16 protein-coding genes and 1 pseudogene are annotated in these 17819 nt (G+C 65.3%); 5 read left to right on the top strand and 12 right to left on the bottom strand.

The features are described 5' to 3' along the window. Position 1 precedes the first annotated feature (1 nt). On the bottom strand, positions 2-1666 hold the full coding sequence (gene secD, locus A7A09_RS04395) for a protein translocase subunit SecD (protein ID WP_106690252.1): 1665 nt from the start codon (positions 1664-1666) through the stop codon (positions 2-4). A 14-nt stretch (positions 1667-1680) separates the two neighbouring features. Next, a pseudogene (gene yajC, locus A7A09_RS04390) lies at positions 1681-2008 on the bottom strand (preprotein translocase subunit YajC). A 250-nt stretch (positions 2009-2258) separates the two neighbouring features. Between yajC and A7A09_RS04385 the strand changes: the two are divergent. Continuing rightward, positions 2259-2846 (top strand): outer membrane beta-barrel protein, encoded by a 588-nt coding sequence (locus A7A09_RS04385; protein WP_170167011.1) that lies wholly within the window; start codon positions 2259-2261, stop codon positions 2844-2846. A gap of 84 nt (positions 2847-2930) precedes the next feature. On the opposite strand, the gene A7A09_RS04380 is transcribed toward A7A09_RS04385, so the two are convergent. After that, entirely contained in the window at positions 2931-4094 is a 1164-nt protein-coding gene (locus tag A7A09_RS04380; RefSeq protein ID WP_106690249.1) for a M20 aminoacylase family protein, read from the bottom strand. A 62-nt stretch (positions 4095-4156) separates the two neighbouring features. On the opposite strand from A7A09_RS04380, the gene mazG reads away from it, so the two are divergent. Together mazG and edd are read left to right on the top strand one after the other, a co-directional pair. Then, a complete protein-coding gene (gene mazG / locus A7A09_RS04375; RefSeq protein WP_106690248.1) occupies positions 4157-4969 on the top strand; it encodes a nucleoside triphosphate pyrophosphohydrolase in 813 nt (270 codons plus the stop codon). A 93-nt stretch (positions 4970-5062) separates the two neighbouring features. Then, positions 5063-6865 (top strand): phosphogluconate dehydratase, encoded by a 1803-nt coding sequence (gene edd, locus A7A09_RS04370; protein WP_106690247.1) that lies wholly within the window; start codon positions 5063-5065, stop codon positions 6863-6865. 13 nt (positions 6866-6878) lie between these two features. Here edd and A7A09_RS04365 read toward each other — a convergent pair whose 3' ends face one another. Then, positions 6879-7751, bottom strand: a complete 873-nt coding sequence (locus tag A7A09_RS04365) for a LysR family transcriptional regulator (RefSeq protein ID WP_106690246.1) — start codon at positions 7749-7751, stop codon at positions 6879-6881. Between the two features lie 137 nt (positions 7752-7888). On the opposite strand from A7A09_RS04365, the gene A7A09_RS04360 reads away from it, so the two are divergent. Next, positions 7889-8119 (top strand): DUF1127 domain-containing protein, encoded by a 231-nt coding sequence (locus A7A09_RS04360; RefSeq protein WP_211341032.1) that lies wholly within the window; start codon positions 7889-7891, stop codon positions 8117-8119. A 55-nt stretch (positions 8120-8174) separates the two neighbouring features. Here A7A09_RS04360 and A7A09_RS04355 read toward each other — a convergent pair whose 3' ends face one another. From A7A09_RS04355 to hisD, 3 genes are read right to left on the bottom strand one after another with little or no spacing between them, the layout of a single operon-like run. Then, entirely contained in the window at positions 8175-8642 is a 468-nt protein-coding gene (locus tag A7A09_RS04355; RefSeq protein WP_106690245.1) for an arsenate-mycothiol transferase ArsC, read from the bottom strand. Positions 8643-8646: 4 nt separating this feature from the next. After that, complete coding sequence (locus tag A7A09_RS04350) at positions 8647-9126, bottom strand: UPF0262 family protein (protein WP_106690244.1); 480 nt, start codon at positions 9124-9126, stop codon at positions 8647-8649. Further along, entirely contained in the window at positions 9123-10436 is a 1314-nt protein-coding gene (gene hisD / locus A7A09_RS04345) for a histidinol dehydrogenase (RefSeq protein ID WP_106690243.1), read from the bottom strand. Before hisD ends, A7A09_RS04350 begins: the two co-directional genes overlap by 4 nt. 359 nt (positions 10437-10795) lie before the next feature. On the opposite strand from hisD, the gene A7A09_RS04340 reads away from it, so the two are divergent. Then, positions 10796-11461, top strand: a complete 666-nt coding sequence (locus A7A09_RS04340; protein ID WP_106690242.1) for a YiaD family glycine zipper/OmpA-like lipoprotein — start codon at positions 10796-10798, stop codon at positions 11459-11461. A 193-nt stretch (positions 11462-11654) separates the two neighbouring features. Here A7A09_RS04340 and A7A09_RS04335 read toward each other — a convergent pair whose 3' ends face one another. The 5 genes from A7A09_RS04335 to A7A09_RS04315 all read right to left on the bottom strand — a co-directional run bounded on the left by A7A09_RS04335 (position 11655) and on the right by A7A09_RS04315 (position 17655). Then, the gene (locus A7A09_RS04335) at positions 11655-12347 is read right to left on the bottom strand and encodes a fumarylacetoacetate hydrolase family protein (RefSeq protein WP_106690241.1); all 693 of its coding nucleotides are present in this window, start codon (positions 12345-12347) and stop codon (positions 11655-11657) included. Then, complete coding sequence (locus A7A09_RS04330; protein WP_106690443.1) at positions 12340-13110, bottom strand: glycerophosphodiester phosphodiesterase family protein; 771 nt, start codon at positions 13108-13110, stop codon at positions 12340-12342. Before A7A09_RS04330 ends, A7A09_RS04335 begins: the two co-directional genes overlap by 8 nt. Beyond that, entirely contained in the window at positions 13110-13565 is a 456-nt protein-coding gene (locus tag A7A09_RS04325) for a RidA family protein (protein WP_106690240.1), read from the bottom strand. The genes A7A09_RS04330 and A7A09_RS04325 overlap by 1 nt, the downstream gene beginning before the upstream one ends. 7 nt (positions 13566-13572) lie before the next feature. Then, positions 13573-14025, bottom strand: a complete 453-nt coding sequence (locus A7A09_RS04320; RefSeq protein WP_106690239.1) for a YbjN domain-containing protein — start codon at positions 14023-14025, stop codon at positions 13573-13575. Positions 14026-14202: 177 nt separating this feature from the next. Continuing rightward, positions 14203-17655 (bottom strand): chromosome segregation SMC family protein, encoded by a 3453-nt coding sequence (locus A7A09_RS04315; RefSeq protein ID WP_106690238.1) that lies wholly within the window; start codon positions 17653-17655, stop codon positions 14203-14205. Positions 17656-17819 lie beyond the last annotated feature (164 nt).

The raw sequence follows: 17819 nt of genomic DNA, 5'->3' as shown, positions 1-17819 counted from the left end.
GTTACACCTCGATCTGGCGCGGGCGGGCGCGTTCGAACCATGTGACGGTCATCAGCCGCGTCACCCACAATGCCGTAAAGACCGAGGTGACGATGCCGATGGTCAGCGTCACCGCAAAGCCCTTGACCGGGCCCGAGCCCAGGACGAACAGGATCGCGGCGATGATCAGCGTGGTGATATTGGCGTCCACGATCGCCGACATCGCCTTTTCATAGCCCAGTTCGATGGCACGGGCCGGGCCCCGGGCGGTTTTCAGCTCTTCGCGGATACGCTCGAAGACCAGCACATTGGCATCGACCGCCATGCCGATGGTCAACACGATCCCGGCGATGCCGGGCAGGGTCAGCGTCGCCCCGATCATCGACAGCACACCGAATATCAGCCCCATGTTGATGGCCAGCGCGATCGAGGCGAATACCCCGAACATCCCGTAGGACAGGACCATCAGCACGATCACGGCTATGAATCCCACCATCGAGGCGATCTTGCCCGCGTCGATGCTGTCCTGTCCCAGTTCGGGCCCGACGGTCCGCTCTTCGAGGAAGGTCAGCTCGGCTGGCAGCGCGCCGGCCCGCAGCAGGATGGCCAGTTCATTGGCCTCGTCGAATGTCATGGAGCCGGAAATCATTCCCGACCCGGTCGTGATGGCCTGCTGGATCTCCGGGGCCGAGATCACCTCGTCATCCAGCACGATGGCAAAGGGCTGGTGAATATTGGCCGCCGTATAGGCACCGAATTTCCGCGCACCCGTCGGGTTGAAGCGGAAATCGACCGCGGGCAGCCCGTTCTGGTCGGTCGAGGGGAGTGCATCGGTCAGTTCCTCGCCGGTGACAACCGGAGCTTCCTCGATCGTGTAATAAACCCCTTCCTTCTTGGAATCGGGCAACACGACCTGCCCCGGATCCACCTGCGCATCCGGATCCGAGCCGATTCCCGCGACGGGGTTGAAGGTCAGCTTGGCGGTGGTACCGATCAGCGATTTCAGTTCTTCGGCCGATCCTATCCCCGGAACCTGGATCAGGATGCGGTCGCTCCCCTGGCGCATGATCGTGGGTTCGCGCGTGCCGACCTCGTCAACGCGGCGACGAATGATTTCAAGGCTCTGCTGGATGGTCCGGTCGTCGGTCACGGCCTTTTCGGCCTCTGACAACTGGACCGTCATGACCTTGCCGTCGCCGGATATGTCGAGGCTTGACTGCCCCGCCCCGGTCAGGCTGGTCACGGGATCGGAAAAGCCGCGCACGATCTCGATCGCACGCGCCATCTGATCGGGATTCCCGATCTCGATCTTCAATAGACCATCCTGCGATTCCAGCTTGTGATTCGTGCCGATGGTCGCGCGCTCTTCGGCCAGCGCACGGCGCAGATCGGGCCAGAGCGCATCCAAGCGCGACTTGTAGACCTCGCTCACCTGCACCTCGGCCAGAAGATGGGCACCGCCGCGCAGGTCAAGCCCCAGATTGACCAGACCGCTTGGCAGCCAGCCCGGCCAATCGGACTCCGCCGCTTCGAGTTCGGGAGTGCTGACGCCGGTCTTCTCGATCGTCGCCACGGCGTCGTTATGCGCCTCGACCCGTTCGTAGAACAGGTTGGGCATGGCATAGGCCAGCCCCAGCACGCAGATCCCGATGATCAGGATGCGCTTCCAGCGGTCGATCTGAAGCATCTGGCGTCAAACCCTCAATTATTGGCGGCGGCCGGGGTGGTCGCGGAGATCACCTGGGCAATCGTCGAGCGGACGACGCGGACGCGGACGCTGCGCGATCTCGACCTCGAGTTCGTCGTCACGGGCGCTGGCGACCTTGCCGATCAGCCCGCCCTGGGTGACGATCTGGTCGCCCTTTTTCAGCGCCGCAACCATTTCACGATGTTGCTTGGCCCGCTTCTGCTGCGGCCGGATCATCAGGAAATACATGATCGCGAAGATCAGGATCAGCGGGATGAACTGCGCAAAGGCCGCGCCACCGGATCCTCCGGCGGCCTGAGCGAAGGCAGGGGTAGCAAACATGCGGTTTCCTTTCGGCTGTCAGGCCGGGGCTAGGCACCGACCCTGTTCGAGTTGGCGCGCAACCTATCTGCGCGGCCGGACATTGGCAAGAAACTGCGCGACAACTGATCGGGCATCGTGACAAGGGGTGGCCGGGTTCTCCGTCCGTCGAATGAAAACCCTCCCATCTTAAGATGTTATTAACTGCATAACCGTAAGGATGCCCGGTATCCGAAACATGCCAAACGCCCTTTCCGAGCCGGAGTGGAACATGAAACGCATCCCCATCATAGCAGCCGTTCTCTTGCTGTCATCCGCCGCTTTTGCGGAAGATTCCACCGTCAACACTTCTTCTTCGGCGCCCGAAGCCACCGGTTCGGGCATGGGCCGCGACTGGAAAGGGTTCTATGCCGGGGTGCAATCCGGTGCAGGCAAGGCCTCGCTGACGGAATATGACCACAGGGAGGATCTGGGCGATTTCCTTGGCTACGGGGTTCATTTCGGTCGCCTCGTCGATCACGGCCGCCTGCTTGCCGGGGTCGAGATCGATGCCGGACTGATCCGGCGCGATACCGACGAGGCCCGGCATAAATTGCTGCGCTTCAAGACCGTTTTCGGTGTCGATCTCGGCAGATTCGCGCCCTATGGGGTTTTCGGAAGCGCGAATTTCATCCCCGACGGTCCAGAACTGAGCCCGACAGCCGGGCTGGTCTATGGATTGGGCGCGAATCTGCAGGTCACGGATCGCCTGACGCTCGGCATCGAGCATACGAGGCACGATCTCGGCGATGTCGGCGGATATCCCGGAACCGATCTGCATGCCGTGCTGACACAGTTCCGCGTCGGATTCAGGTTCTGAGGTTACACAAAGAATTGATGGGCCGTGCCGCCCCGGCAGGGACCGGGCCAACGGTCCGCCCCTTTTGCCGGGACATTGCCCCGATCATGACGCCGGCTGCCCCCGTTCGACCAGCCGGGCAAAGAAACTTGCGCCGACCGGGGCGATCTCATCGTTGAAATCATAGCCGGGATTGTGAACTCCGGGCCCTTCCCCCTGCCCAAGGAACAGGTAGCAGCCCGGACGCGCATTCAGCATGTAGCTGAAATCCTCGGCCCCCATCTCGCGCCCCACCGAATCCTCGACATTGGCCGCTCCCGCCACCTCGCGGGCGACTTCGGCCGCGAAGCCGGCCTGGTCGGGATCGTTCACCGTGGCCGGATAACCCTCGATATAGTTCAGCTCGGCGCTGACATCATAGGCCGCGCCCTGCCCCGCGCAGATCTCGGTCAGGCGGCGGCGGACCATCTCGCGGACCTGTGGATCGAATGTCCGCACCGTGCCGCAGATCCAGGCGTCATCGGGCACGATATTGTCGGCGCTGCCGGTATGGATCTGGGTGACCGAGACGACCAGATCGTCCAGCGCATAGTGGTTGCGGCTGGAAATCGTCTGGATCGCGTTCACGATGGCCACTGCCGCCACGACCGGATCGGCGGTCAGATGCGGCATGGCGCCATGCCCGCCGCGCCCCTTCACGTCGATCTCGAAACTGTCCACCGCCGCCATGATCGGCCCGGGCGTGGTATAGATATTGCCTGCCTGATGGTTCGGGCTGTTATGCATGGCGAAGACCCGCGAGATGCCGAAACGCTCCATCATGCCCTCGCGCACCATGGCGTCGCCGCCGCCGCCATTCTCTTCGGCGGGCTGGAAGATCAGCGCCGCGCGGCCCGCGAAATTCCGTGTCTCGGCCAGGTATTTCGCCGCCCCGAGCAGCATGGTCGTATGCCCGTCATGCCCGCAGGCATGCATCCGCCCCGGCACTTTCGAGGCCCATTCCGCGCCGGTGGTTTCCTCCATCGGCAAGGCATCCATATCGGCCCGCAGACCGATGGTCGGCCCCTCGCCCCGCCCGTTCACGATGGCGACGATCCCGGTCTGCCCGATTCCCTCGTGGATCTCGTCCACGCCGAATTCGCGCAGCCTCGCGGCGACGAAAGCCGCTGTCTCGTGACAGTCGAAACCCAGTTCGGGATGCTGGTGCAGGTGCCGCCTCCATGCGGTCATCTCGTCGGTGTAATCAGCGATACGGTTCAGGACTGGCATGTGGACTCACCTTCCGGGCTGTGGCAATCGATCCATCGGAGCCGAGGACGGGGTGAATTGCAATGGCTGACAGCAAGGATGCGGGAACCGAGATCGCCCGCCTGATCGATATCATGGACAAGCTGCGGGACCCGGAGACCGGCTGCCCCTGGGACATCGAGCAGGATTTCGCCTCGATCGCGCCCTATACGATCGAGGAGGCGCATGAGGTCGCCGATGCCATCGACCGCAAGGCATGGGGTGAATTGCCCGGGGAACTGGGCGATCTGCTGTTGCAGGTGGTGTTCCATGCCCAGATGGCGCGTGAAAAGGGGATGTTCGATTTCGCCGATTGCGCGGCGGCGATTTCCGACAAGCTGATCTTCCGCCATCCGCATGTCTTCGGCGATGAGAGCCGCGACAAATCGGCCGAACAGCAGGTCAGGGACTGGGAGGCGATCAAGGCCGCCGAGCGCGCAGGCAAGGCCGAGCGTGGGACGCTGGACGGGGTTGCCCTTGGCCTTCCCGCCCTGACCCGGGCGATCAAGCTGCAGAACCGCGCCGCTCGGGTGGGTTTCGACTGGCCGGGCGCGGAAGACGTTCTGGACAAGATTACCGAGGAAACCGCCGAACTGGTCGAGGCACGCGACAAGCTGGGACCGGACGCGCTGGAGGAAGAGTTCGGCGACCTGATATTCGTGATGGCCAATCTGGCACGGCATCTGAAGATCGACCCGGAACAGGCCCTGCGCCGGGCGAACACCAAGTTCACCCGCCGTTTCCAGGCCATCGAGGCGGCGCTGGCAGAGGATAACCGCCGCCCTGAGGACAGCGACCTGGCCGAGATGGATCGGCTCTGGGATCAGGCGAAGGTGATGGAGAAAGCCAGCCGGTAACGACTTGCCGAGACTCTCGCGAATTGCCGTGCAGCGCTTGCTTTGTTATCGCTAACAGAATATAGTCATCCCAAAGCCAGAGGAGGCCGCAAGATGACCCTTCACGCCACCATCGACCGCGTCACCGACCGGATCCGCGAACGCTCGCAAGACAGCCGCAGCCACTATCTGAGGAAAATCGCGAAGGCGGCCGAGGATGGCCCCCGCCGCGCGCATCTATCCTGCGGCAACCAGGCCCATGCCTATGCCGCGATGGATGACAAGGAAGATATGGCGACGACGCGCAAGCCGAATATCGGCATCGTCACCGCCTATAATGACATGCTCTCGGCGCATCAGCCCTATGAGCGTTATCCCGATCTCATCCGCCGGGCGGGCCATGCGGCGGGCGCAACCGTGCAGGTCGCGGGCGGCGTGCCCGCCATGTGCGACGGCGTCACCCAGGGCCGCGCCGGGATGGAACTGTCACTGTTCTCGCGCGACGTGATCGCGCTCGCGGCCGGGGTGGCGTTGTCGCATGATTGTTTCGACGCGGCGCTGTATATGGGGGTCTGCGACAAGATCGTGCCGGGGTTGGTCATCGGGGCGGCCACTTTCGGACATGTCCCCGCCGTGTTCATTCCTGCCGGGCCAATGCCCTCGGGCCTGCCCAATGACGAGAAGTCGAAGATCCGCCAGAAATTCGCCACCGGAGAGGTCGGGCGCGACGAGTTGATGGCGGCCGAGATGGCCTCTTACCACAGCCCCGGCACCTGCACCTTCTATGGCACCGCCAACAGCAACCAGATGCTGATGGAATTCATGGGCCTGCACCTGCCGGGATCAAGCTTCGTCAATCCGAACACGCCCCTGCGCGAGGCGCTGACCGTGGCCGGTGTCGAACGCGCGGCGGCGATCACCCGCTTGGGCAATGACTACCTGCCCGCGGGCGAGGTGCTGGACGAGCGCGCCTTCGTCAATGGCATGGTCGGGTTGATGGCAACCGGAGGCTCCACCAATCTCGTCATGCATTTGCCGGCCATGGCGCGGGCCGCCGGCGTACGGCTGGATATCGAGGATTTCCATGATATTTCCGAGGCCGTGCCGCTGATGGCGCGGGTCTATCCCAACGGCCTGGCCGATGTGAACCATTTCCACGCGGCGGGCGGGATCGGCTACATGATCGGGCAATTGCTGGATGCCGGGCTGCTGCATCCGGATGTCAAGACGATCAACGGCACCGGGCTGGACGGCTATACGACCGAGCCCAAGCTGGACGGTGCCCGTGTCCGGTGGGAGGCCGGGGCGAAGGAATCGCTGAACGACAAGATCCTGCGCCCGGCACATGATCCCTTCGCCGCGACCGGCGGGCTCAAGCAACTCGAGGGCAACCTGGGCCGCGGCGTGATCAAGGTCAGCGCGGTGGCCGAGGAACGCCACGTGATCGAGGCCAAGGCCCGCGTCTTCAGCGACCAGGAACAGGTGAAGGCCGCCTTCAAGGCCGGCGAGTTCACCGAGGACACCATTGTTGTCGTGCGCTTCCAGGGGCCGCGCGCGAATGGCATGCCCGAGCTGCATTCGCTGACCCCGACCCTTGCGGTGCTGCAGGATCGCGGGCTCAGGGTCGCACTGGTGACGGATGGGCGGATGTCGGGTGCCTCGGGCAAGGTGCCTGCGGCGATCCATATCTCGCCCGAGGCCTCGGTCGGCGGGCCGCTGGCACGGGTGCGCGATGGTGACATGATCCGCATGGATGCGACCATGGGCACGATCGACTGCCTTGCCGAGGAGTTCGAGGACCGCAGGCCCGCAGCCTTCGACCCGGCCCCCAGCAGCGAGGGCATGGGGCGCGAGATGTTCGCCGCCTTCCGCGCCGTCGCCGGTCCCGCGACCGAAGGCGCGGGCGTGGTGGTCTGAGGGCTCTGCCGGATCAGGCGGCCGCCGCCTCGGTTGCGACCTCGCATACGGCGCTGCGCAGATAGCAGATGAAGTCCGAGGCCATGTGCTGTCCGGGACCGTCATTCACATGGACATTCAACCATGTCTGCGGCAGCGGCGGCAAGGCACCGTTATGCTCGATGATTTCCAGCCCCGCTTCCGGCCTGTCGGCGGGTATGATCGTGACGCCCAGATCCGCGCTGGCCAGAACGCGCCAGGTGTCCTTGCCCCCCTCGCCGATCATCTGCCGCCATTCGATCCCGGCGCGGTCCAGCGCCTCCATCCCTGCCGGCGTATAGCTGCAATCCGGTGAATTCGCGAAGGGGAAGGGACGCTCCATCCAGACCTTTCCGCCGACCGCCCCAGCCCATGCCAGGTCGGCCTTGCCCAGGTGAATTGCGCCCGGAGGGGACTCGAATTCGGTGGTCAGGATCAGGTCGTGATCGCCCTGTTTCAACTGCCGCCGCAGATCCCGGCTGCGCGCGGTATTGATGACCAGTTCGATCCGCGGATGATCCTGCCGGAAAGCACGGGTCGCCTGCGCCACCTTGTCGATCATCCAGTCGCAGGTCAAACCGACACGCAGCCGCCCCTCGGGGCGCTCGCCCATGAAACGGGCGATGATCGCGTCGTTATGCGCCAGCATCTTGCGCGCCTCGGTCAGCAGTTCAAAGCCGAAATCCGACAGGATCACGCCCCGCCCCTGCTTGAGCAGCACCGGGCGGCCGAACACCTCCTCCAGCCGTTTCATCTGCATCGAGATCGCGCTTTGCGTCATGTTCAGCGCCTCTGCCGCGCGGGTCACGGCACCATATTCGGCCACTGCCAGCAGCGATCGCAGCGTTGCGACATCGAGATTACGCATTCCTCAATCCTCCTGATACTTCATATCAAAATCATTCGTTTTACTAATACATCTTGAGCGCCTAAATATCAACCCATCGGATGGTAATCGAGAATATTATCACCACGATTGATGAAACAGATCACCGGAGGTGAAGAATGGCACAGAAATCCGCCGCTATGCTGCGCGTCATGACCGGGCAAGGCATCGTCCCGCGCCCCGGTTGGATCGAACGCATCCTGACCATGTTCGACGTCCGCAAGACCCGCATCGACCTGTCGAGACTGACCGACGAGCAATTGCGCGATGTCGGCCTGACCCGCGACGACGTCGAAGCCGAACTGGCCCGCAAGATCTGGGATGTTCCACCGCATTGGCGCCATCGCTGAAAATCCCGCATGATGCGCCATATGCGCGTCATGCGGATCGCCGATACGCGATATTTCAATCAGGGCAGTCCAGGGCCGGTCCGAAACGATCCAGCATCCTTGTCCGGATCTGGTCCCGCGTCTGGCGATAGGCGGCCAGCTTGGCCTCGCGCCCCTCTGCCAGTCCGGTCGGATCCATGATCGGCCAGTATTCGACCTCCAGATGAAAGATCCGCGTCATCTCCAGCGCCAGCCGCTGGCTTGCCGGAGAGAGCGCCACGATCAGGTCGAAACCACCAAGATCGTCGCCCCAATCCTGCATCTCTTCAAAACTGCGGCTGCGGTGATTCGACAGTTCGATCCCGATCTCGTCGCAGACGGCGATGGCGAAACCGTCGATCTCCAGATCGTTCCGGACCCCCGCCGATTGCACATAGGCGAGATGGCCGTAGAACTTCTTCATCATCCCTTCCGCCATGGGCGAGCGGACCGCATTATGATCGCAGCAGAACAGAACCGAAGTGGGGATCTTGTCCTGCGCCATCAGCTTACCCCTGCGGAATCAGTGCGCAAATCAGGGTAAAGAGGCGCCGCGCCGTATCGATATCCAGCTCGGCCTTGCCCTCCAACCGTTCCTTCAGAGTCCGTGCCCCCTCGTTGTGGATTCCGCGCCGCGCCATGTCGATGGCTTCGATCTGCGCCGGTGGCAGGCGTTTCACGGCCTCGAAATAGCTTTGGCAGATCTGGAAATAATCCTTCACGACCTGCCGGAACGGCCCGAGCGAAAGATGAAACTCGGCCACTTTCTCGGCATTCTCGCTGGTGACGTCGAAGACCAGCCGTCCCTCGCGGATATCCAGCCCCAGCACGAAGGGCCCATCGGGGACAGGCTGCCCGTCACGCCCCGGAACGGAAAAGCTGTTATCCTCGATCAGATCGAAGATCGCCACCTTCCGCTCCTGCTCCATCTCGGGCGTGGCGGGCGCGATCGCGGAATCGTCGATCTCTATGCGGGTGATCCTGCTCATTCCGCCTTCCCTTCGTTCAGCGCCTTCAGGCGTGCCTCGACCGAGGCGCCATGCGCCTGCAGCCCTTCGGAAGCTGCCAGCCGCGTCGCGGCGGGTCCGATGGCGGCAAGGGCCCCGGGCGTCAGGCGGGCGATGGTCGTGCGCTTGAGAAAATCCAGCACCGAGAGACCCGAGGAAAACCGTGCCGAGCGCGCCGTCGGCAGGACATGGTTCGGGCCGCTGACATAATCGCCCACCGCCTCGGGCGTATAAGGCCCGAGAAAGATCGCCCCGGCATGGCGGCATTTTGTGGCCAGCGCCTCGGGGTCGTCCACGCAAAGCTCCAGGTGCTCAGGCGCGATGCGGTTGGACAGGGTCGCGGCCTCATCGAGATCACGGGTGATGATGATGGTGCCGTAATCGCGCCAGCTCGCCCCGGCGATCCCGGCGCGCGGGAGCGTCGGCAGGATCCGGTCCACGGCCCCGGCGACGGCATGGCCAAGCGCCGGATCCGTGGTGATCAGGATCGACTGCGCATCGGCGTCATGCTCGGCTTGCGCCAGCAGGTCCAGCGCCAGCCAGTCGGGATCCTGCTCTCCTTCCGCGATGATCAGCACCTCGGAGGGGCCCGCGATCATGTCGATGCCCACGCGCCCGAAGACCTGCCGCTTGGCCGCTGCGACATAGGCATTGCCCGGCCCGGTGATCTTGTCGACCGGCGGGATGGTCTCGGTCCCATAGGCCAGTGCGGCGATCGCCTGCGCACCGCCGATGCGATAGATCTCGTCCACCCCCGACAGTTGCGCCGCCAGCAGGACCAGCGGATTTATCACCCCATCCGGGGTCGGCACGCAGACCACCAGCCGCTCGACCCCGGCCACCCGCGCCGGAATCGCGTTCATCAGCACCGAGGACGGATAGGCCGCCTGCCCTCCTGGCACATAAAGACCGGCAGCCGATACCGGCGTCCAGCGCCATCCCAGGGTCGCGCCCTCGGGATCGGTCCAGCTTGCATCCTCGGGCACCTGCCTCGCGTGATAGGCGCGGATACGCTCTGCCGCGAGCATCAGCGCGGCACGATCCTCGGCCGAGACCTTGGCCACTTCGGTCGCGATTTCCTCGGCGGAAAAGCGCAGCCGGTCCGGGGTCAGGTCCAGCCGGTCGAATTTCGTCGTCAATTCGCACAGGACCGCGTCGCCGCGCGCGCGCAGATCGGCGATGATTGCGGCGACGGTATCGTTCACATCGGTGGAATCCTCGCGCTTGGCCGACAGCATCGCGGCAAAGCGAGCCTCGAAATCGGCATCGGATGTATTCAATGTGACCGGCATGGCATTCCCCTGCAATTGCGCCTTGTTAGCGGCTTGCCGCCGCGGCCTCAAGCGGGACGAATCCGCAATTTCCCGGGTCCCGTCCGAAACAGGCCGGGATCGCCGCCCCAGTCCCCTGAGACAGATCAACCGGCAGGAGAGCCGCAGTCACCCGGCACATTGGGGGCGGAGTTCCGGGCCGATCACGTCCTGCTTGCCGGAATGTGACGTCCTGTCAGGGCTTTCCCCCGGGTTCCCCCTTTTCTTTCGCACGGAACTAGGCCAGCCTGCGGCGCGTTATCATGGTCACTCGGGAACGGGTCCATCAAGCATATGCGCGGCACAGCCTCTGCCGCATACAAGACAGGAAAGGGAGACAGATGAAACTCCGCATGACCACCATTCTCGCCGCTTCGGGCCTGGTCGCCCTGGGCGCCTGCACCGACCCCGCCGGTACTGGCACTGGCACCGGCATGACCCGTACGCAGCAGGGCGCGCTGGCCGGGGCGGCCATCGGCGCCGTGCTTGGCGGCACCCGCGACGACGACAAGAACAACCAGGGCCGCGATGCCGCCAAGGGTGCGATCCTTGGCGCCGCCGCCGGCGCGATCGCCGGCAATATCCTCGACCGCCAGGCCGCGGCGCTGGATCAGGCGATCACCAATCCCAATGTGCAGATCGTCAATCACGGCTCCTACCTGCAGGTGATCCTGCCCGAGGGAATCCTCTTCGCCACCGATTCGGCGGCCGTGTCGGGTCCGGCGCAGAACGATCTCTATGCCGTCGCACGCAACCTGAACCAATATCCGAACAGCCGCGTCGAGGTGATCGGCCATACCGACAATACCGGCAGCGCCGCCTACAACCAGGACCTGTCGCAGCGCCGGGCACAATCGGTCGCCGGCATCCTGACCGCGGGTGGCGTCTCTTCGGGCCGAGTCGTCGCCGTAGGCCGTGGCGAATCGCAGCCCATCGCCTCGAACGGCACGGTCGAGGGCCGCGCCCAGAACCGCCGGGTCGAGATCATCATCCGCCCGACGCAGTAAAGCTGCCCGAAATCATGCCGGGGGGCCGGACCAGTTCCGGCCCCTTTTCCATGCCCGCGCCCCGGTTCCCACTATCCGGACGATCACTGGCACTGCCCGAATCGGGTGCCTCTTCTTCATGCAAATATCCCGGGGGAATCCGGCCCGGACGGGCCGGATGGGGGCAGCGCCCCCTGCCCTCGAACCCTGCCCCTCACATCACGACGCGGGTCACCAGCGGCGCCAGCCCCTCGATCTCCACCGTCACCACCTGGTCGGCCAGCACGGCGCCGACCCCGGCCGGGGTTCCGGTATAGATCAGATCCCCGGGCGCCAGCGCCACGAAGCGCGACAGATAGGCGATGATCTCGGGCACCGACCAGATCATATCGGCGAGATCGCCGCTCTGCCTCGGCTCCCCATCCAGAAGCAGGCCGATCGCGCCGCGCTCCAGCACGCCGGTCTCGGCCACCGGGTGCAGCACCCCGCAAGCCGCCGAGAAATCGAAGCCCTTCGCCATGTCCCAGGGCCGCCCCTGCTTCTTGGCCACGCCCTGCAAGTCGCGGCGGGTGAAATCATTCCCGGCCGCATAGCCCCAGACATGATCCTGCGCCTCCGAGGCCGGAATATCGCGCCCGCCCCGTCCCAGGGCAACCACCAGCTCGGCCTCGAAATGCAGATTGGCGGTCTGCGGCGGATAGGGCAGATCGCCACCATCGGTCAGCAACGCATCGGCGGGCTTGGAAAAGAAGAAGGGCGGCTCGCGGTCGGGATCATGTCCCATCTCGCGGGCATGATCGGCATAGTTCCGGCCGACGCAATAGATCCGCCGGACCGGGAACCGGGCCCTGATGTTCGCGACGGGGACAGAAGCCGGTTCCGGCACCGGCAGGACATGATCAGTCATCCTCGCTCCTGACTGGCGGTTCGTAACCCTCGAAGGTGATATTGTCGGCAATGCCCCGCGCCGCGTCCTCTTCCTCGGCCGAACGGATCGTCCAGCACAGGATCGGCACGCCCTGCGACTTGAGCGCATCGACGCGAAGATTGCCCAGATCTCCCTGGTGATGCGAGATAAAACAGGCCCCCACCCGGTCGAAATCCATGATCGAGGCCAGGTGACTGCGGGTCTCCTCATCCAGCATGGGCCAATCCTGCGCCGGAAAACCGCAGCTGGTGATCCCCACGGGGATGTCGGGGCAAACCTCGTGAAACGCCTTCACGATATGCGGGTTGAAGGACATGACCGCGACCGGCCCTTCATAGCCCTCCAAAACCTCGGCCACCCGTTGATGCAGCTCGCCGATCTGCGGGCCGAGACGGCCATCCTGGTCCTTGATCTCGATCAGGAGCGGCACCCGCCCCGCCACCAGCTCCAGCATCTGCGCGAGCGTCGGGATCGGCTCATCGCTGCCCAGCAGGCGCTTGCCGGCCAGCAGGGCGGCGGTATGCCCGGAAACGGGCCCCTTATCCCCTGTCAGCCGTTCAAGATCGTAATCGTGAAACACCATCGGCACGCCATCGGCGGCGGGCTGGATATCCATCTCGATCCCGTAACCCGCCGCGATGGCCGCACGCGCCGCCGCCAGGGAGTTCTCCGGCACCCCCTGCCCGTGCAATCCGCGATGGGACAGGGGAATGCGGCTGAATTCTGGCAGCAGCTTGCGCATCATTCCACCTCGAAGATCGCTTCGATCTCGACCGCGACGCCCAGGGGCAGTGCGGCGGCAGAGACGGCTGCACGGGCATGGCGGCCCGCATCCCCGAAGACCTCGACCATCAGGTCCGAACAGCCATTGATCACCTTGGGCTGATCGGTGAAATCCGGGGTCGAGTTCACGAAGCCGGTCAGCTTGACCACCCGCCTGACATTGTCCAGCGACCCGGTCGCCGCCCGCAATTGCGCGATCAGCGCGAGGCCGCAGCGCCGGGCGGCGGCGGCCCCTGCCTCGACATCCATCGTCTCGCCCAGCTTGCCCTGGATCAGCCCGTTCTCATCGGCACTGATCTGGCCCGAGACGAAGATCAGGTTGCCCGAGCGGGCGAAGGGTACGTAATTCGCCGCCGGGGCGGGCGCGTCCGGCAGGGTGATGCCTTTGTCGGTCAGTGTCTTCTCGAAGCTCATAGGTTCCTCACCAGTTGATATGATTACGAAAATCGGACAGCAGGATTGTCCAGCCATCCAGGATGTCATTGAAATTGCGCCGTCCGATCCCATCCTCGGCCAGGTTGATATCCATCTCGATCACCGGATCGCCCTCGGAGTCCAGATAGGCCTTGCCGAAACGATATTCCCGGTTCCAGTCATTGACCAGAGCCAGACTGCGCGATCCCGGATCGTCGAATCCGGCGACGAATTGCAGCGAGCGGCAGAGGCCGTCATCGCAATTGTAGAAATTGACGCTGAAGCGCGTGTCATCCACAAGGCCATGTATCCGCGGGTCGCCATAATCATCGGTATCCTGGGAGACCTGCATTCCGGCATCCTGCATCAATATCCCGATCACTTCGGGATCGCCCATCACCTGCGCCGGGACGCTTGTCGGCAACAGGGCAAGGCACAGGCTGGCAGTCAATCGTCGCATCCGACTCCTCTTGCGGGATCGGGGCGCAGACTAGTGCGGATCGGCAGCGAATGAAAAGACCGGAACCTTCAAAGGAGGCACTTCGCCGCCAGGTTTCGCCACCGCAAGCCATATGTGGTTCGCGCAACCGCCTTCCCGGCATTTGCGGGGTAAGTCCCGGCGTGGCCGCGCGGGTCCCTAGGCGACCAGGGCTTCGGCGCGTTGCAGATCGACGCTGACCAACTGGCTGACCCCCTGCTCGACCATGGTCACGCCGAACAGGCGGTCCATCCGCGCCATGGTGACCGCGTGGTGGGTGATGATCAGGAAGCGCGTGTCGGTGCGCCGCGTCATCTCGTCCAGCAGGTCGCAGAAGCGGCTGACATTGGCATCGTCCAGCGGCGCGTCCACCTCGTCCAGCACGCAGATCGGCGCGGGATTGGCCAGGAACACCGCGAAGATCAGCGCAAGCGCCGTCAGTGTCTGTTCGCCCCCGGACAGCAGGCTGAGCGTGGACAGTTTCTTGCCCGGAGGCTGGCACATGATTTCCAGCCCGGCCTCCAGCGGATCGTCGGATTCGACCAGCACCAGGCGCGCCTCGCCACCCCCGAACAAGGTGGTGAACAATGTCGAGAAATTGCCGTTTACCGTATCGAATGCCGCCAGCAGCCGCTCGCGCCCCTCGCGGTTCAGGCTGCCGATCCCGGCGCGCAGCTTGCGGATCGCTTCTTCCAGATCCGCCTTCTCGGCAGCCAGCCGGTCGCGCTCTTCCTCCAGCTCGCGCTTGTCCTCATCGGCGCGCAGATTGACCGCGCCCAAGGCGTCGCGCTGCGCTCGCAGCCGCGCGATCCGATCCTCCAGCGCGGCAGCGGGGGTCTCGGTATCGGCATCTTCCAGGCTGTCGCACAGCGCCTGCGGCGTCGATTCGGTTTCCTCGAAAATCCGCGCCCGGGCCACGGCCTCGCTGTCCCGCGCCGCCTCCGCCCGGGCCTCGCGCGCGGCCCTCGTCTCGCGCGCCTCCGAGGCCATGCGCTCGGCATCGCGCTCGGCATGGGCGGCGGCGCGGGCCGCGTCATCGGCCGCCGACAGTGCTTCGCGGGCACGGGAAAGCCGGTCCTCGGCCTGCGCCTCGCGTTCGCTGAGACTGTCGCGTTTCTCGGCCAGAACAGCGGGTTGCGCCTCGGCCTGCTGCAATTCCCCGGCGGCGGCCTCGCGGCGGCTGGCCAGTTCAGCGGCCCGCGTACCAGCCTGCTGAAGCCGCAGCTTCCAGCCCGATTCCTCCTTGGCGATTTCCTGCAGGCGTTTCTGCCGGGCGTTCCCCTCGCGGCGCAATTCATCCAGCGCGGCGCGGCGGGTCATGGTGGCAATCCGCGCCGCCTCGACCCCGGTGCGGGCGTTCTCGACCGCCTGCGCCGCATCGCCGCGATCAGGCAGATCGGCCAGCGCCCGCTCGGCCTGGGCCAGCCGGGTTCGGGCATCCGAAGCATCTGCCCGGTGCCGGGTCAACTCTCCCCGCGCCGATTCCACACGGCTGTTCGCCATCGCCAGATCGGATTCCGCGCGAGTCGCGCCCCGCGCCGCATCCGACAAGAGCCGCTCTGCCTCGCGCCGTCCGTCACGGGCGGATTTCTCCTGCATCGAGGCATCGTTCAGCCGCGACCTGGCCTCGTCATGGGCGTCAGCCGCCGCATCCGCGCGTGCCTGCGCCTCTTCAACTTGCGCGGTGATCTCGTTGAGTTGGTTGACCTTTTGCAGATGCAGCGCAGCCGAGGAAGACGCCTCGCCCGCCATCACCCGCATCCCGTCCCACCGGAACAGATCGCCCTCGGGTGTCACCAGCCGCTGGCCGGGCAGCAGCCCCGCCTGCAGCGCAGCCCCGGTTTCTGCATCCGGGATCAGCCCGACTTGCGAGAGCCGCCGCGCCAAGGCTTCGGGTCCGGTGACATGCTGGGCCAGCGCCGCCGCCCCTTCGGGCAAGGGCTGCGGCGAATCCCAACCGGGCAGATCGTGCCACCCCGTCTCCCCGTCCTCGGCCAGCCCGGCCCGCAGATCATCGCCCAAGGCGGCACCGAAGGCGACCTCGTATCCCTTGGCAACCTGCACCCGGTCGAGGATCGCCTTGCCGTCCGATTGCCCGCGTTCGACCAATCGCTTGAGCGCCGCCATCTCGGCAGTCAACGCCCCCGCCTCGCCCTCGGCCTCCGACCGGGCGGCGCGGGCCGAAGCTTCGGCTGCCTCGGCCTCGGCGCGAATAGCTTCCGCGTTGCCCAACGCCTCCTCGGCAGCCTCGGCCCGGTCGCGCGCGGCATCTTGCGCCTCTTCGGCGGCCCGCAATGCCTCCTCGGCGGCGGTCCCGGCCTCGGCGGCGCGCTTGGCATTCTCGTCGGCCTCGGCGGCGGCGCGTTCGGCACGCGCCAGCATGTCGCGCAGATCCGAGGCCAGTCGTTCGGCGGATTGATGGCGGGCGGCAAGCCGTGCCGATTCGTCGGTCAGTTCGGCCAGCCGTGCCTCGACCTCGCGCAGCGCCTCGGCGGCTTCATCCGCGGCAGCGGCCGCCGCGTCCACGCGCTCGTCATGGCCCTGCCCGGATTTCTCCAGCTCGGTCCGTTCCCAGTCCAGGCGTTCCACCACCTCGCCCGCGTCGCGGTTCAGTGCGTCCTCGCGTTCGATATCCCGGTCGAGCTGCGTGATTCGGGCGACCAGCGCCGAAACCTGCTCGGCGGCCCGCGCCTCGGCCTCGTCCAGCGCCTCGCGCTCCACGGTCAGGCGCGACAGAATCGCCGCCGCCACCTGTTCCTCCTCGCGCAGGGGAGGCAGCGCCTCATCCGCGGCCTCCCGCCGCTCGGCGGCCTGGCGCGACGCCGCCTCGGCCTCACCCGCGGCCTTGACCGCCGCCGCCAAAGTCTCGGTCGCCGCCATCCGCGCCTCTTCCGCCTCGGACCAGCGGCGATAGAGCAGCAGTCCCTCGGCCAGCCGCAAACCCGCCCCGATCTCGCGATATTTCGCCGCCGCCCGCGCCTGCCGGGCAAGGCTGGCCGCCTGCGTGGACAACTGATCCAGCGTGTCATCCACGCGGGTCAGGTTGTTCTCGGCCCCGTTCAGCTTCAACTCGGCCTCGTGCCGGCGCTGGTAGAGCCCCGAGATCCCCGCCGCCTCTTCCAGGATCCGGCGGCGGCTTTTGGGCTTGGCGTTGATCAGTTCGCTGATCTGCCCCTGCCGCACCAGCGCCGGGGAATGCGCGCCGGTCGAGGCATCGGCGAACAGCATCTGCACATCGCGCGCCCGCACATCCTTGCCTGCGATCTTGTAGGCGGAACCGGCATCGCGGGTGATCCGGCGAACGATGTCGAAATGATCCTCGTCATTGAATCCCGCCGGCGCCAGCCGGTCGCGATTGTCGAGAGTCAACGTGACCTCGGCATGGCCCTTGGCCGAGCGGCGCGAGGTGCCGGCAAAGATTACATCTTCCATCCCCTCGCCGCGCATCGCGGTCGGGCGGTTCTCGCCCATGACCCAACGCAACGCCTCCAGCAGGTTCGACTTGCCGCAGCCATTTGGACCGACGACACCGGTCAACCCTTCGCGGATGACCAGGTCGGTCGGGTCCACGAAGCTCTTGAAGCCGTTGAGACGAAGGCGGTCGAAGCGCAAGGGTCGGCCTTTCCAGAATCAGAATTATAGGGGATTGTTGCCGCGAGACCGCTACAAGTCAACAGGGAGCCCAATATATGGATAAATTTGCCGGGTTATCCACAAGATGCGCGTCACCGCTGGCGCGCGAAACTATATCCCGATTTCCGGTGCAATCCCGTCTG

Source organism: Paracoccus methylarcula (genome assembly GCF_003007735.2).
In the GTDB taxonomy this organism is placed as follows: domain Bacteria; phylum Pseudomonadota; class Alphaproteobacteria; order Rhodobacterales; family Rhodobacteraceae; genus Paracoccus; species Paracoccus methylarcula.
Note: the sequence above shows the minus strand (reverse complement) of the source record. Positions and strands in the feature narration are given on the sequence as shown.

Bases quoted from the DNA above. Each gene is read 5' to 3' on its own strand.
- secD (WP_106690252.1), bottom strand. From the start codon at position 1,666: ATGCTTCAGATCGACCGCTGGAAGCGCATCCTGATCATCGGGATCTGC.
- A7A09_RS04385 (WP_170167011.1), top strand. From the start codon at position 2,259: ATGAAACGCATCCCCATCATAGCAGCCGTTCTCTTGCTGTCATCCGCC.
- A7A09_RS04380 (WP_106690249.1), bottom strand. From the start codon at position 4,094: ATGCCAGTCCTGAACCGTATCGCTGATTACACCGACGAGATGACCGCA.
- mazG (WP_106690248.1), top strand. From the start codon at position 4,157: ATGGCTGACAGCAAGGATGCGGGAACCGAGATCGCCCGCCTGATCGAT.
- edd (WP_106690247.1), top strand. From the start codon at position 5,063: ATGACCCTTCACGCCACCATCGACCGCGTCACCGACCGGATCCGCGAA.
- A7A09_RS04365 (WP_106690246.1), bottom strand. From the start codon at position 7,751: ATGCGTAATCTCGATGTCGCAACGCTGCGATCGCTGCTGGCAGTGGCC.
- A7A09_RS04360 (WP_211341032.1), top strand. From the start codon at position 7,889: ATGGCACAGAAATCCGCCGCTATGCTGCGCGTCATGACCGGGCAAGGC.
- A7A09_RS04355 (WP_106690245.1), bottom strand. From the start codon at position 8,642: ATGGCGCAGGACAAGATCCCCACTTCGGTTCTGTTCTGCTGCGATCAT.
- A7A09_RS04350 (WP_106690244.1), bottom strand. From the start codon at position 9,126: ATGAGCAGGATCACCCGCATAGAGATCGACGATTCCGCGATCGCGCCC.
- hisD (WP_106690243.1), bottom strand. From the start codon at position 10,436: ATGCCGGTCACATTGAATACATCCGATGCCGATTTCGAGGCTCGCTTT.
- A7A09_RS04340 (WP_106690242.1), top strand. From the start codon at position 10,796: ATGAAACTCCGCATGACCACCATTCTCGCCGCTTCGGGCCTGGTCGCC.
- A7A09_RS04335 (WP_106690241.1), bottom strand. From the start codon at position 12,347: ATGACTGATCATGTCCTGCCGGTGCCGGAACCGGCTTCTGTCCCCGTC.
- A7A09_RS04330 (WP_106690443.1), bottom strand. From the start codon at position 13,110: ATGCGCAAGCTGCTGCCAGAATTCAGCCGCATTCCCCTGTCCCATCGC.
- A7A09_RS04325 (WP_106690240.1), bottom strand. From the start codon at position 13,565: ATGAGCTTCGAGAAGACACTGACCGACAAAGGCATCACCCTGCCGGAC.
- A7A09_RS04320 (WP_106690239.1), bottom strand. From the start codon at position 14,025: ATGCGACGATTGACTGCCAGCCTGTGCCTTGCCCTGTTGCCGACAAGC.